The organism is Pelorhabdus sp. sgz311002, from assembly GCF_056134285.1.
This window is the reverse complement of the sequence record NZ_JBWBCL010000002.1, coordinates 153248-168317: the sequence shown is the minus strand read 5'-3', so window position 1 is coordinate 168317 and position 15070 is coordinate 153248. Positions and strand designations below refer to the sequence as shown.

General features: G+C 45.6%; 12 protein-coding genes. All 12 read left to right on the top strand.

The genetic code is table 11. The features are described 5' to 3' along the window. The first annotated feature begins 93 nt into the window (after window positions 1-93). A complete protein-coding gene (locus AC0NJP_RS04700; protein WP_474698966.1) occupies window positions 94-2220 on the top strand; it encodes a peptidase domain-containing ABC transporter in 2127 nt (708 codons plus the stop codon). 1 nt (window position 2221) lies between these two features. After that, window positions 2222-3589: an HlyD family type I secretion periplasmic adaptor subunit gene (locus tag AC0NJP_RS04695; protein WP_474039078.1), complete on the top strand. Its 1368-nt coding sequence runs from the start codon at window positions 2222-2224 to the stop codon at window positions 3587-3589. Between the two features lie 2 nt (window positions 3590-3591). Beyond that, window positions 3592-5739 (top strand): peptidase domain-containing ABC transporter, encoded by a 2148-nt coding sequence (locus AC0NJP_RS04690; RefSeq protein WP_474698965.1) that lies wholly within the window; start codon window positions 3592-3594, stop codon window positions 5737-5739. 32 nt (window positions 5740-5771) lie between these two features. Next, entirely contained in the window at window positions 5772-7007 is a 1236-nt protein-coding gene (locus AC0NJP_RS04685) for a glycosyltransferase (protein ID WP_474698964.1), read from the top strand. Continuing rightward, on the top strand, window positions 7004-8236 hold the full coding sequence (locus tag AC0NJP_RS04680) for a glycosyltransferase (protein ID WP_474698963.1): 1233 nt from the start codon (window positions 7004-7006) through the stop codon (window positions 8234-8236). The genes AC0NJP_RS04685 and AC0NJP_RS04680 overlap by 4 nt, the downstream gene beginning before the upstream one ends. Before the next feature lie 75 nt (window positions 8237-8311). Further along, window positions 8312-10249 (top strand): glycosyltransferase family 4 protein, encoded by a 1938-nt coding sequence (locus AC0NJP_RS04675; protein ID WP_474698962.1) that lies wholly within the window; start codon window positions 8312-8314, stop codon window positions 10247-10249. A gap of 50 nt (window positions 10250-10299) precedes the next feature. Next, window positions 10300-11547, top strand: coding sequence for a flagellin lysine-N-methylase (gene fliB / locus AC0NJP_RS04670; RefSeq protein WP_474698961.1), 1248 nt, complete (start codon window positions 10300-10302; stop codon window positions 11545-11547). A gap of 15 nt (window positions 11548-11562) precedes the next feature. After that, entirely contained in the window at window positions 11563-11994 is a 432-nt protein-coding gene (locus AC0NJP_RS04665) for a hypothetical protein (RefSeq protein WP_474698960.1), read from the top strand. A gap of 8 nt (window positions 11995-12002) precedes the next feature. Beyond that, complete coding sequence (locus tag AC0NJP_RS04660) at window positions 12003-13457, top strand: tetratricopeptide repeat protein (RefSeq protein WP_474698959.1); 1455 nt, start codon at window positions 12003-12005, stop codon at window positions 13455-13457. Continuing rightward, complete coding sequence (locus AC0NJP_RS04655; RefSeq protein WP_474698958.1) at window positions 13454-13816, top strand: EamA family transporter; 363 nt, start codon at window positions 13454-13456, stop codon at window positions 13814-13816. The genes AC0NJP_RS04660 and AC0NJP_RS04655 overlap by 4 nt, the downstream gene beginning before the upstream one ends. Window positions 13817-13880: 64 nt before the next feature. After that, entirely contained in the window at window positions 13881-14084 is a 204-nt protein-coding gene (locus tag AC0NJP_RS04650) for a hypothetical protein (protein WP_474698957.1), read from the top strand. 60 nt (window positions 14085-14144) lie between these two features. Beyond that, on the top strand, window positions 14145-15059 hold the full coding sequence (locus AC0NJP_RS04645; protein WP_474698956.1) for a glycosyltransferase family 2 protein: 915 nt from the start codon (window positions 14145-14147) through the stop codon (window positions 15057-15059). The last annotated feature ends 11 nt before the right edge of the window (window positions 15060-15070 follow it).

The window sequence follows — 15070 nt, the reverse complement described above, 5'->3', positions numbered from 1 at the left end:
TTTTTGACACTTTGGTTGGATTCGTTGACCATCCTGCCGCTTTCTGTCATAATAGTAAAAGAGTTTGAATCGAAGATAAAATGAGGTACAAGCATGTCTGAACAAGAAATGAATGCAAAAGCGCGGGAAGAAACGGCTTTTGCCTGTATGGTAATGGTACTGAATCATTTGGGCCAGGCAGTGACAATAGAGGAAATTAAGCAGGGTTTTTCTGGGACACTATCTTTGGAAAATTTGGCACCTCTTGTAAAACGCTATAAATTTAATAGCCGTGTAGCTGCCGTGAAACTGGAGGATCTTCCGAAAACGCCAGTACCGGCCATTGCCCAGATGAAGGACGGACGTTATGTCATGGTCGGCTGGAATAATGAACAAAATGTATTTTTATCCGATCCGGCTGTAGGAAAACCTTATGCAATGCCGGTAGAAGAGTTTGGCGCTCAGTGGACAGGCAAGCTGCTTCTGTTTACGCAGTCCTTTGATTGGCGACGGATTATTCATAAATACAATCTGGCCTGGTTCTATCAGATTATTCTTCATTATAAGCGCTACTTTATCGAAGTAGTAGCGGCTTCTTTTTTTCTGCAGTTATTTGGTTTGATGATGCCGCTCTTTACGCAGGTCATTATTGATAAGGTCTTAGGCAGCGGCGGTTTATCGACGCTTGACGTACTGGCTATTGTCCTGGTAGGTCTTAGTGGTTTTCAATGTATCTTAAATGTCTTGCGAACCTATCTGCTGACCCATACGACGAATAAGCTTGATGTAATTTTAGGGTCAAGGCTATTTCGTCATTTATCAGCATTACCGTTGCCGTATTTTGAGCATCGCCGCGTTGGCGATACGATGATGCGTGTCGGCTCGTTGGCTAGTATCCGCGAGTTTTTAACAGGTACAGCCATTACCGTGGTGCTTGATGTTTTTTTCTCGGTCGTCTTTATTGCCGTCATGTTTACCTTTAGTGTGAAGCTGACATGGTTGGCGCTAGCGGTGATTCCCCTATATATCTTATTGAATCTATGGGCAACGCCGATTTTTCAAAAGCGCATTGAAGCTGTTTGGGAGGCTGGCGCGGAAAACAATGCCTTTTTAGTCGAAGCCGTTACTGGGATGCAAACTGTAAAAGCTTTGGCTTTAGAGCCACAGTTCGTGCATCGTTGGGAGCAACTTCTCGCTCGGTATGTTGGACGAACCTTTCATAGTGCCAAGCTTGGTATTGGCGTTAATAGCGGCGCTTCGGTGCTGCAGGTATTGTCCTCGATTAGTATTTTGTGGATGGGCGGTCACATGGTAATGGATGGCACGATGACTCTTGGTCAGCTTATCGCCTTTCAAATGTTGGCGAATCAGGCCAATTCACCGATTTTGACGCTGGTTGGGATGTGGCAGCATTTTCAACAGTCTGCTTTAGCGCTAGAAAGGATCGGCGATATTTTAAATACCCGAGCCGAACCGGTTCTTGCGGCGGCTGCTCCTAATGCTCCGGCTTTGCAGGGCGATGTGGCTTTTGAAAAAGTGTCCTTTCGCTATCGCCTTGATCTGCCGCCAGTGCTGCAAGATATTTCCTTTCATGCGCCCCCGGGATCACGGGTTGGCATCGTCGGTCGGTCTGGTTCTGGTAAGAGTACTTTAACAAAGCTCATTCAGTTCTTATATGCGCCAGAAAATGGCCGGGTGTTAATTGACGGTCATGATATTACACAAGTGCCGCCGCATTGGCTGCGTAGCCAGATCGGTGTAGTATTGCAGGAAAATTACCTGTTTAACTCCAGTGTGCGAGATAACATTGCCTTAAGCCGCCCGAGCGCGTCTATGGCTGAAGTCATTCAAGTCGCAAAGGTCGCTGGCGCTCATGAATTTATTCTGGAATTGCCCGAAGGGTATGATACAAAAGTAGGTGAGCGGGGAACAGCTCTTTCCGGCGGTCAGCGCCAGCGGGTAGCTATTGCCAGAGCGCTCCTTACGAATCCTCGAATTTTGATTTTTGATGAAGCGACAAGTGCGCTTGACTATGAGTCCGAACGGATTATTATGGAGAACTTGGATCAGATTTGTGCCGGACGGACACTCTTTATGATCGCTCATCGTTTATCGACCGTACAAAGCTGCAATGCCATTGCTGTGATTGATCATGGTCGCATGGTGGAGGCGGGAACGCACGAACAGTTGATGGCTGCTCAGGGATTATACCATTACTTATATTTACAACAAGAGGGATAATATGATCGAAAATATGAAAAAGTGGTTTACCTCCAGCGACGAAAAACAATTGAGCAGCACGGAAACCGAGTTTTTGCCGGCCGTGCTGGAAGTGACGGAAACACCGCCGTCGCCGGTTGGTCGTGTTGTGATGATTTCTATTATGGTGTTATTAGCTGTAGGGTTATTATGGTCGTTTCTCGGTCATGTCGATGAAATGGCTGTAGCCAATGGCAAGATTATACCAATCGGCCAGGTTAAAACGATTCAGGCCGAAGATAAAGGTGTTGTAAAAGAGATTCATGTCAAGGAAGGACAGACCGTTAAGAAGGGCGATGTGCTCATTGATCTTGACCGTACGATTTCCGAGGCCGATCTTGCTAATATTCGTAAGCAAATTGCCTTTTTCAATCTCGAAATTGCTCGGTTGACAGCGCAAAAGACTGGTCAGCCCTTCGTGGTTCAGCCGAATCCTGATCTTGATCCGAAGGATTTAGCAGCGCAACAAGCGCTGTATCAGAGCTGGCTAGTTGAGCGGCAGACTCATTTAGCTGCTTCACAGTCGAATATTGAACAAAGCGCCGCCTCCGTGGCTGCAGCTCGCGCCATGCGCGATCAATATGATCAACAACTGCAAATTGCGAGAGAGCAGGAAGTAAGAACAGAAGCACTCTATCGCCAAAATGCTGTTTCTTATTTTCAGTATTTAGAGTATCGCGCGAAGCGGATGCAGCTCGAACAGTCCATTGTTGTGCAGACCGGCGAAATTGCCAAAAATCAAGCAGCCTTGGAAGTGAGCCGTAATAGCTCGGCGAATGCGTCGGCTACTTATGATAAGGAAGCTGATACGAAGCTAACAGAAGATCGTAAACAGCTACTGCAATATACAGAGGAGCTGAAAAAAGCCGATGAAAAAAATCGTCTGGCCCATATTGTTGCCCCGGTTGACGGGCGCGTTGGCCAGCTTGCTGTACATACTGTCGGCGGCGTAGTTACAGCGGCACAGCCTTTAATGATTATTGTGCCTGATGATGCTACACTGGCGGTAGAAGCTTGGGTTGCCAATAAGGATATTGGGTTCATCAAGGTAGGTCAAGAAGCTGAAGTGAAAGTAGATACCTTTAACTTCCAGAAATATGGCACGCTGCAAGGCGTTGTCAGTGACATCAGTCCTGATGCGATCAGTGACGAACGTGATAAGGAACGAGACCAAAAGTATCGTGTTCTTTTGACGTTAGACAAAGATAAAGTTCTGGTTAGTGATGAAAAGGTTCCACTTGGACCGGGCATGGCTGTAGCAGCAGAAATTAAGATTCGCCAGAAACGGATTATTGAGTTCTTCTTGGATCCGTTCCGCAAGTATCAAAGTGAAGCTTTGAGGGAGAGATAATCGTGGTGGCACAACAACAGCAACAAACACAGCGCCGCATTGACACAGCCCTCGAATCTTTGGTAATTGCGGCAAAAATTCTGGGTGTAGCGGCAGAGAAAGAGCAGCTAGCCCGCGCTTATGTCGTATCAGCTAGCGGGATGGATATGGTGACGCTGCTGCGAGCGGCGAAAGATTTAAGCCTTAAAGCGCGTGAATTGCAGCCAGACCGGACCGTCTTTCCGAAACTGCCCCTTCCCGCCATTGTCGAGTTGACCAATGGGCAGTATGCTGTGGCGATTCAAACTGACGGCGAGAAGGTCGTTATTGCCGATCCTTGTCAGCCGCAGCCATTTGTTGTTTCTATTGAAAAGTTTTACTCGGTTTGGACTGGCAAGATTGTTCTTTTAGCCAAACGCTTTGCCTTGAAGGAAAAGGTACGAAGCTTCGGCATTTCCTGGTTCTTGCCTGTCGTTATGCGTTACAAGCGCTTTTTTGCTCAGGTTCTTGCCCTGTCTTTTTTGCTCCAACTCTTTGGCTTGGCAAGTCCCTTATTTACGCAGGTGATTATCGACAAGGTGCTAGTTCATCATAGCTCTAATACGCTCGACGTATTGCTGCTTGGTATGTTCTTTGTCAGTTTCTTTCAATCCTGGATGACAGCACTGCGGTCCTATTTATTTACTCATACGACGAATAAAATTGATGTGACGCTGGGCAGTCAACTTTTTCGCCAGATCAGCGCTTTGTCGATTAAATATTTTGATTCATGGCAGGTCGGTGATATTGTATCGCGTGTGAAAGAGCTTGATACGATTCGCCAGTTTATTACCGGTACGGCCTTGACGCTAGTGCTTGATATTATTTTTGCCGTGGTTTATGTAGGCGTTATGGTTTCGTATAGTGGTATCTTAAGTATTGTGACCTTTGTGACGGTCTTTTTATACATTTTATTGAGCGTATTAGTGACGCCAGTCCTTAGATCACGTTTAAACCGTCAATTCTTGGCGGGCGCTGAAAATCAATCTTTTTTGATTGAGGCGGTCACAGGCATTAATACCGTGAAATCCCAGGCTGTAGAAAAAGAATTTATTGATAAGTATGAAGGTCTCTTAGCCCGTTATGCAAAAACGGCTTTTGCGGCGATCAATATCGGTAATATTGCCGGTAATATTGGTTCGTTGTTGCAGAATCTCTTTACAATTACGATTCTCTGGGTTGGCGCTCACGCCGTTATGGAAAATAAACTATCCATTGGCGAATTGATTGCTTTTCAGATGATGGCTGGACAAGTGATCGCCCCTATGTTGCGACTCGTCAATATGTGGCAGCAGTTTCAACAGACTATGGTCTCGGTGGATCGTTTGGGCGATATAATGAATGAAACGCCGGAACCGGCTTTCAACCCAGCTAGGACGACGTTACCAGCTATTGCTGGTGAAATCGTACTGGATCGCGTAACCTTCCGGTATCGACCTGACGGCAGTGAAACGCTGCGGCAGGTAGAAATGAAGATTCAGCCAGGGATGCGTGTTGGGATTGTCGGCCGTTCCGGCTCTGGTAAGAGTACTTTAACGAAACTCATTCAGCGGCTTTATATTCCCGAAGCGGGTCGCGTTCTCATTGACGGCGTTGACCTAGTGCAGGTAGAGCCTGCCTGGCTGCGTCGCCAGATTGGTGTAGTGTTGCAAGAGAATTTTCTCTTTGGTGGCACCATTCAGGAAAATATTGCTGTAGCTGATCCCAATGCAACGATTGAAGATGTGGTTCGTGTGGCTACGGTGGCTGGCGCTCATGAATTTATTCAGGAATTAGCGCAAGGCTATGATACGCCAGTTGGTGAACGCGGTGCGTTGTTATCAGGCGGACAGCGGCAGCGGATTGCTATCGCTAGAGCGCTCTTGACCAATCCGAAGATCTTGATTTTTGATGAAGCTACCAGTGCTCTTGACTATGAATCAGAACGGATTATTATGGAAAATCTTGATGAGATGGCGGCCGGTCGGACCACGATTCTGATTGCTCATCGTTTATCTACAGTGAGACGCTGTGATGTGATCTTTGTGATGGATAAAGGTCGGATTGTAGAATCCGGCAGTCATACAGAGCTTTTAGCCCAAGCTGGTGAATACGCAAAGCTTTATGAGCAGCAAAATAAGCAGCAGGCTTAAGCGAGATTGTTACTAGAAAAGTGAGTGGTTTCATGCGGATTTTATTTGTTCATCAAAACTTTCCGGCCCAGTTTGGACGGCTGGCTTACACGTTAGCACAGCAAGAAACTCATGAAATTGTCTATTTGACAGAGCGGGTAGAAGGGCAGTTGCCTGGAGTGAGGAAAGTCTTGTTTCAAACCAAAGGGAAAACTTCACCGGCAACGCATCCTTATCTGTTATCACTTGACCAATCAGTGCGGCAGGGCGAAGCTGCCTACCGTGCGGCGAAACAATTGAAACAAGAAGGTTTTACGCCTGATATTATTTATGCTCATGTGGGCTGGGGCGCTGAAATGTATTTGAAGGATTTATATCCTAATGTACCTTTTGTGGGCTACTTTGAATGGTTCTATCAGTCCCACGGCAGTGATGTCGATTTTGGCCGGACTGAGCCGCTCGACCCTGATGAGCTTTGCCGTTTGCGGACGAAGAATATGGCGATTGCGCAGGGCCTCTATACAGCCGATGCGGCTGTTTCGCCGACCTATTGGCAGCAAAGTCAGTTTCCCCATCCTTATGTGCGGAAGATCCAGGTGATTCATGATGGCATTGATACGGAGGTTTGTACGCCGAAGCCTGGCGCTAAACTGGTATTGCCCAATTTGAAGTTGGATTTGTCAGCAGCTAAGGAGATCGTGACCTATGTCGGGCGGGGCATGGACCCCTACCGCGGGTTTCTCGAATTTATGAAAACGGCGTCGCTCTTGCAAAAGCGGCGGCCGCACTGTCATATTGTGGTGGTTGGCGCCGAGCGAATTGCCTATGGCGCACCTCATCCGAGCGGCAAGAGCTACAAGCAGGTAGCCTTGGAAAGCTTCGATTTTGATCGTAAGCGCCTGCATTTTACGGGACGGATTGATTATCCACTGTATCGTCAAGTTATGCAGGCTTCGACTGTACATGTTTATTTGACACGACCCTTTGTCTTGTCCTGGTCGATGATGGAAGCCATGTCTTTTGGCTGCGCCTTAGTAGCATCAAATACTCAGCCTGTTACAGAAATGATTAATGACGGCGTGAACGGTATTTTGGTCGATTTTTTCAAACCTCAAGAAGTTGCTGATCGGGTAGAAGAATTGCTGAATGATCCGCTTCAACGTCAGGCTCTGGGGGTTCGGGCGAGAGCGACGATTTTAGATCGCTATGATCTCACGACCATGTTGAATCGGCAGTATCGCTTCTTAGAATCGGTTGTGGCAGCGTATCAAGGGAGGGTTTCTTCATGAACATTTTACTGCTTCATAATGCCTTTCCTGGCCATTTTCCTCATATCGCCCGTGCTCTTACGGCGCGGGGCCATCAAGTTGTCTTCGGCTCGCTGCCAGTCAAACCAGAGCTGGTCATTCCTGGTGTGAAACGAATTGCGTTTCAGGCGGCAAGGCCGGTCAATCCGGCGACTCATCCCTTTTTATATCCCTTCGAGGCGGCAGTGCTTCAAGGACAGGCAGCTTACCGGAAAGTAGCGGAACTTATGCAGCATGGTTTCACGCCTGATTTGATCTATGGGCATTCGGGTTTTGGCGCGACCTTATATATGAAAGATTTGTTGCCTAAGGTGCCGTTAGTGTCTTATTTTGAAATGTTTTACCGCGCCGAAGGAGCGCAGTTTGATTTTGAAGGACCAGAAAAACTCGATGAAACAGAGCGCCTTAGAATTCGTTCCGGCAATGCGGCTTTTTTGCAGGATCTTTTTTCCTGTGATTTTGGCATTACGCCGACAAAATGGCAGGCAAACCTGTTGCCGCCCGAGTATGGCTATAAAATTCGCGTCATTCATGACGGAGTTGATACAAGCACTTGCTGCCCCACTGACGATAAAGCAGCGGTGAGAGCAGCGCTGCCAGTCGCTTTACCGGAAGATGCTGAACTTCTTACTTATACGACGCGGGGCATGGAGCCCATGCGAGGTTTTCCGCAGTTTATGGAGGCGCTGGCCCTACTGCAAAAGCGGCGGCCGAAACTGCACTGCATCGTGGTAGGACGTGATACGATTGAGTATGATCCGAAGCGAGCTGATGGTAAAACCTATAAGGAATATTGCTTGGAGCAGCTCGATCTTGATTTGTCGCGCCTGCACTTCATTGATTGGCTGCCTTTTGGCGATTATATTAACGTGTTGCAGGCATCAATGGCTCATATTTATTTAACAAAACCCTTTGTACTGTCTTGGTCGATATTAGAGGCGATGGCCTGCGGCTGTGCCATTGTCGGTTCCGATACGGCGCCAGTGCGGGAAGTCATGGCTCATGAACAAACGGGGCTGCTAGCCGATTTGTTTTCGCCGACAGCCATTGCCGATAGTGCGGAACGACTCTTAACAGATCGAGCGTTGCGGGAACGGATTGGAAAAAATGCTCGGGATTTTGTTGTCGAGCAGTATAGTTTGGACCGTCTGCTGCCAGAGCAGATCGGCTTATTGGAAGCAGTTGCGGCGCAACTGTCTGCCAAGAAGTAACTGGACGAGCAGGCCTTCGCTTTTTTGCAGCGAGCCTGCTTGTTTTGCATATCATCTTAAGGAGGAAACAGTGTTGTGAATATTCAATTTGTTTTGCCGCGGCCTTTTCTTGTACCCTCAGGCGGCTATCGCATTGTCTATGAATATGCCGAAAGATTGGCCAAGTGTGGTCATGATGTGACAGTATATCACAGCGTATTGTTGCCAGGCTGGAATTTTAGCAATGAACAGCTTGTTTCGTTTCTATTTGCTTTTCTCCGCCAGGATTGGCCGCAGCCATTTCTGCCGGAATGGTTCAGCCAGAAGTTAGCTTTTCGCTGTGAAGTCATCCCGGAAATTCAAGATAAATATGTTCGTGATGCTGATGTGACGATTGCAACTGCCTGGGCTACGGCCAAGCCAGTTGTCGAACTTGCTGCCAGTAAAGGAAAGAAAGCGTATTTGATTCAAGGCGAGGAATCCATTGGCGGTACGCCGCCACAAATTGTTCACGATACGTATCGTATGGGGATGGCTAATATTGTTGTATCGAAATGGCTTGGCGAACTGTTGCAGGAAAAATCGGCCCCAGTGGCAGCCTATATTCCCAATGGTATTGACTTTTCTCGTTTTCGCCGCATAAAACCGCGGCAGGATCGTAACCCCTATGCGGTGGGAATGATGTTTCATTCTGTGCCCTGGAAAGGCGGTCGTGACGGGTTGCAGGCGCTGCAGATTGCCAAACGGCGGTTCCCAGAACTAACGGCTACCTTGATTAGTACCGAAGAAAAACCACAGGGATTGCCTGAGTGGGTTGAATATGTACAGAATCCGCCCCAAGCGGAGCTTGTTCGTCTCTATAATGAGCAGTCTGTCTTTATCAGCTCTAGTGTCAATGAAGGTTTTGGCCTGCCTGGCGCGGAAGCTTTGGCCTGCGGCTGTGCTCTCGCTACGACAGATAGCAAGGGGATTCGTGAATATGCGGTCCATGAACAGACGGCCCTAGTTTCGCCGCCTAATGCACCGAAAGAACTGGCCGAGCAGGTGATCCGGTTACTAGAAGATCGGAAGCTGCAGGAACAGCTAGCTGAGCAAGGCTATGAGGCAGTTCAGACCTTAACGTGGGAACGAGCCGTACGAGGTTTGCAAAAGCTTTTGCAAGAGCTTGTACCACCTTATAATGCTCAATGGCAGCACGATTGGGAACGACTGCAGCAGCGTGAACCTGCCTTTACCCTACCGATTGATAGTTTGCAGGATTTAGTAGCTCAAGCGAAGAATTTGCCGCTAGCGGTCGCTGCTGAGCAGCCTCAGGTGATTGACGGACTTTTTGCCATCGGCTTGGAATATCGCCGCCGGTTTATTGAACAGTATCTTTTAGAGCAGTGCCAGCAGAAGGTACAACACGGTCCGTTTAAAGACATGACTTACTTTATACAGCCGATGGATAAACATTACTGCCCGAAAATTCTCGGCACTTATGAACAGGAATTGCAAGATTTACTGCAGCAGTGTTACTTTGCTGATCAGTTTATTTTTGCTGATAGTACCGATAGCTATGAAGCCGTTGGTGCGGCTCGCTTATGGCCTGAGGCGACAGTCCTTTCCTTTGTATCTGATAAGAATAGTCTCAGGGCAAGTAATCATTTAAAGACGCTAAATGAAGTGGCTGATCGGCTTACTGTGGCAGAAGGAATGATGACAGAACAGCATCTTACGTCAGACCAGACAGGACAGCGGGTGCTAATCATTCGGACAGCGGCGATGTTGGCACAGCTATTACAAACGATACCGCAAAGTGATTGGCAAGGTCTTTATATTTTATGCAAAATGCCGCCGCATCAACAGGAAAATTTGACAAATGTTTTTCTACAAGTTTTTCAGAAAAGTCATCGGATCCAATTTGTTTGGCCCAAAAGCCGCACAATAGAAGATATTAAAGTTTTACAAAATTTTAGTGAAATTGATACGTTTGTGGCATTGCGCGAGGAACGCGGAACAGAGCCGTGGGCTTTGTTGGAGCCTTTGGTTTGAATGGAGTTTGAAAATGAGCTAGAGACCAGGAGAATAGGGAGGATTTTACCATGGAGGGGAATTTAACAAATCGTATATGGCGAGTACCAAGTCATGTAGCCAAATTTCAGTGTCAACAATGTGGGGACTGCTGTGGTCCTAAGTGGAAGATTGATATTGACCCAATTACATATGATAAAGTACAGAATGTGTACAATGCCCAAGGGCGCCAAGCGGAATTTGCACAGAAGCTTACCCGCGACAAAGAGGGGAAATCCTTCGCTAATTTTAAAAATGGCTATTGTGCTGCGTTAACGGAGGAAAAACTTTGCTCTTTTCAAAAAGAATTAGGACCCGATTTTTTATCTGATACTTGCAAAGTTTATCCGCGTTATATTTTTGTGTCTTCACGTGGAGTGGAATTTGCGCTAAGTTTTTCTTGTCGCGCCGCAGTCGATACTTTACGGCAGAAACAAAAAATTGAAATTAAAGTAGAAGATCCAGTAAAGTCTGAATTTTCGTTTATGGCTCCAAAGCGGGCTGGATATTATTGGCCGGAACGCTTATCAACAGAAACTTTGAATCACTACTATTATCAAATTGAAGAAAAGATGATTTTTTTGCTACAACAAAGGGAGTGGCCCTTAGTAGCTAGATTGTTCAATTTAGGTCGCTTTCTCGAAGGATTGCAAAAACTCAAGCTTTCATCAGAGAAAGCGGAGAATCAGCGGCAGATCGATAGCGTTTATAATGAGTGTCAGTCCGGTGCAATTCCTGAACACGATTACGAGTATTTTTTGCAGGAGTTAACAAAATGTTTTGCTGTGCGGGCGAGAGAAACGTCTTGGCTTAAAGTAATGTTGACAAGTCTATATCAAGCCATAGCACTAAATAATAAGGATAAGACGATGCTGCAGACCTTTTTTACAACGCATCGTGAGTTTGATCAATTGAAGTTAGCGACAGAAAGCTATGCGGAAGCTAAGAAGGCTTATGTTGACCCGTTTTGGCAACAGCTAGAATACATTGTAGAAAATTATCTTGTTAATTATGTTCTGAAGAAATCTTTTTTTATTGGCAAATGGAATCTTGCTTTATTTGATCTTGCTTTCTTTTATGGCGCACTAAATTTTTTCATAACTGGATATAGTACTTTACTGAGAAAACCACTTAATGAAGAGATGTTACTCGGCATTATTTTAGAGCTTGACAATGCTTTTGCTCATTCCAATCATTTTTTTGACACGATTAATAAAGGGTTCGAAGAAATGCAGCCAGAAGAGCAAGGGAAAATTTTGCGTGTGTTGCTACGGGCTTAAGAGGGGGAGAAAAAAGTGAAGGCTTTTCATAGCGTTATTTGTGATAGAGCGTATTATAATCCGCTTACTGAAAAATTAGATTGTTGGGGAATTACCGAAAAATTGCGACTGCCTCAGTTTCCTTGTCAAGTGAACTTTACAGTAGTTTTTTGGCTGAAAGAAAGTGACAGGGAACAAAGCCAATGTACTTTGCTAGTGCGTAATCATGAAGGAAAAGTAATTGGTGGTCAAGAAAATCCTGAGCTGTTTTTTCTTGCGGAACAGCGACACTCTTTACTGCTGTTTAAGTGTGCCGATTTTCCTTTTCAGCGTGAGACGGATTCTTATACGTTGGAAATTTGGCAGGCGCAGCAGAAAATTTGCGATCAAAAGATTGAAGCTATTCAAGGAGTAATACCTCAGCCCTTAAACGAAACTGGCGACCGCGGTTATGTAGAGCTTTACTAGGAGGAATTATGAAGAGCTGGCAAAAGCTATATCAAAAAGCTATTCAGCAGCAACAGGCAGGCAATAGTCAGACGGCGCTGCAGCTCTATGAACAAATTATACAAAGCAATCCCCAGAATTTTGCCGTTTATGCCAATTTGGGCTTGCTATATCAATCGCTTGGCGATGAAGCGGCTACTATCAAGGCTTATGAAACGGCTCTTGATTTACAGCCTAAGGACAGCAGATTATGCCGGATTTTGGGAATTTATTATATTTCCCGGGAAAATGGCGCGAAAGGGCGTCCTTTATTAGAATTTGTTTGGCAGCAGGATTCGACTGATTGGGAAGTCGGCCTGATTTTAGCTAGAATGTACAAAGATCATAAAGAGTATGAGCAAGCAACAGTCATTTTTCGTCAACTAAGCATTCTGAAACCTGATTTGGCGGAACCCTATGCGGAACTCGGCAATATTCGCCGCTATTATCAGGACATGGATGAGGCAATTTCCTTGTTCCGACAGGCCTTGGCCTTGGAACCGGAGAATGTAGATTATCATGGCTTTTTATTAGAGGCGCTACTGTATACTGGTGATCTATGGCAAGGGTTCAAAGAATTGGAGTGGCGTAAAAAACGGTTTCAACGTAAAGAATTCTATGAGCAGTTTAACGTGATTCCCGCCTGGCAGGGAGAAATTTTTTCTGGGAAAAAACTACTTGTCTACTGTGAAGAAGGTCTCGGCGATATGCTTCAGTTTGTTCGCTATCTGCCTCTGGTGAAGGTTCGTGGCGGTCATGTGACGCTAGCTTGTCAGGAGCCCTTAGTAAGACTCTTTCAAAGCTTGCCTGGCGTTGATGCCGTAGTGAATACCATGACAGTGACAGAATATGATTTGTCGGTAGCGCTTATGACATTGCCCCATGTCTTTGGAACTACTTTGGCTACGATTCCAGCGCAGGTTCCCTATATGTATCCGCCGCCGGAGCTAGTTGGCGAATGGCAAGCACGGTTTCGTGGAATAAAGGAAAAGAAAGTTGGTGTAATCTGGACAGGCAACTCCCATAAGGATTGTCATATTCAGGATTTAACACCCTTAACTGCTTTTGCCAATCGACCTGATGTGAAGCTTTACAGTTTGCAAAAGGGCGAGGGGGAACAGCAGTGGCCTCAGAAGCCAGCAGGTCTTCCGATGATCAACTTATCAGGGGCGATTACTGATTTTGCGGATACAGCGGCGATTATGCTCAATTTGGATCTAATTATTTCGATCGATACGTCGACAGCCCACTTGGCGGGCGCTTTAGGTAAGCCCGTTATTACGGTGCTTTCAGCTCTTGGCGAATGGCGGTGGCTGCATGACAGGAAGGATTCCCCTTGGTATCCGACGATGCGGCTACTACGGGCGACTCATGTTGAGGAAAGCTGGCAAGATCGGTTTTCTCGTTTGGCAAAAGAATTAGAAGCGATGGAGCGTGTCCCGTGAGTTATGTATATATTTTGATTACTGTGTTGTGTACTGTCTTTGCTCAGATTGTTATCAAGTGGCAGATGAGTCTTGCTGGGCCTATGCCAATCCCGCCACTTGATAAAATTGTTTTTTTATTGCGGCAGTTCTTAAACCCTTGGATTTTGGCGGCCGTAGTCGGAGCATTTGCTGCTTCTTTATCATGGATGGCGGCGATGACTAAGTTGCCGCTCAGTGTAGCCTACCCTTATGTGAGTTGTTCCTTTATTTTGATCTTACTCTGTAGTTATTTCTTTTTTCAGGAATCGTTAACACTTTATAAAGTTCTTGGCGTTTTATTCATTATGATTGGTATTGCTGTAAGTAACTTGAATTAGACAAAGAAGTTATTTATGTCGGCATTTTTACCATGGTTGTAAGGATAAACAGGAATTAAAATTTTTGCTTATACAACATATGCGTTTGTTTTTCGACTTGTTTATTTGCTTGTTAATATTTTGCCTTACGAGTTGGTTTTTCTATAAAGCCGTATTTCGTAAAATGGGACGTCATGTGCTGATTGATTATGGCTGCCAGTTTCGTTATCCTGGCAAAATGACGCTCGGCGATTCCGTGAGCGTCAATCAAAACTGTCGGCGTGATTAAAAAACGTATAATAGTGGAACCTATAAAACAAGGAATAAGTACTGGGGACGGTGAATCATAATGGTATCTTTTGGAGTCGTAATTCCGACGCTCAATGCCGAAGGCTGTGCGGATCGACTCTTTTCTTCAATTATGAATCAAACAGTACAGCCTGAATGTGTGCTTGTGATTGATTCTTCTTCTTCAGATAGGACAAGGCAGATTGCTGAAAGATATGATTTTCGGGTAAAGCAAATTGCTCGATATGATTTTAATCATGGAAAAACGCGTCAGGAAGCGGCAGAAGAGCTAGATTTTTGTGATGTGATTATGTATGTAACACAGGATGCTATATTAGCTGATTCAGAATCATTGCAGAAATTATTAGCAGTGTTTCAAAACGAGAGGGTGGGTGCTGCCTATGGACGTCAGCTGCCACACGAAGCAGCTGGTTTACTGGGAGCGCATGCGAGAATTTTTAATTATGGAGTTCAATCGAATATAAAAAGCTTGGCAGACTCTTCGCGTTATGGGTTAAAAACTCCGTTTATATCCAACTCTTTTGCTGCATATCGGCGCAGTGATTTGCTTGCATTTGGCGGCTTTCCTGCACATACTATTTTAAGTGAAGATATGTATGCCGCAGCCAAATTGCTTCTAGCAGGAAAGCTAATTGCGTATGTGGCAGAAGCGACGGTATATCATTCTCATGATTATACACTTTGGCAGGAGTTTCAACGCTATTTTGATATTGGTGTTTTTCATGCAAATGAAGCATGGATTCGAGAAACTTTTGGCGCGGCTGAGGGAGAAGGAATGCGTTTCGTTCGATCTGAGTTTGCTTATTTATGTGATAAAAAGGCAGTTCACTTGATTCCGGAGGCATTTATTCGAACTGGGTTAAAATTTTTAGGATATCGCTTGGGAATGTTGGAAAAAATAATTCCCTCAAAATGGAAGAATTCATTGTCTATGCATAAAGGTTTTTGGTCATAGAGGATGTTTAG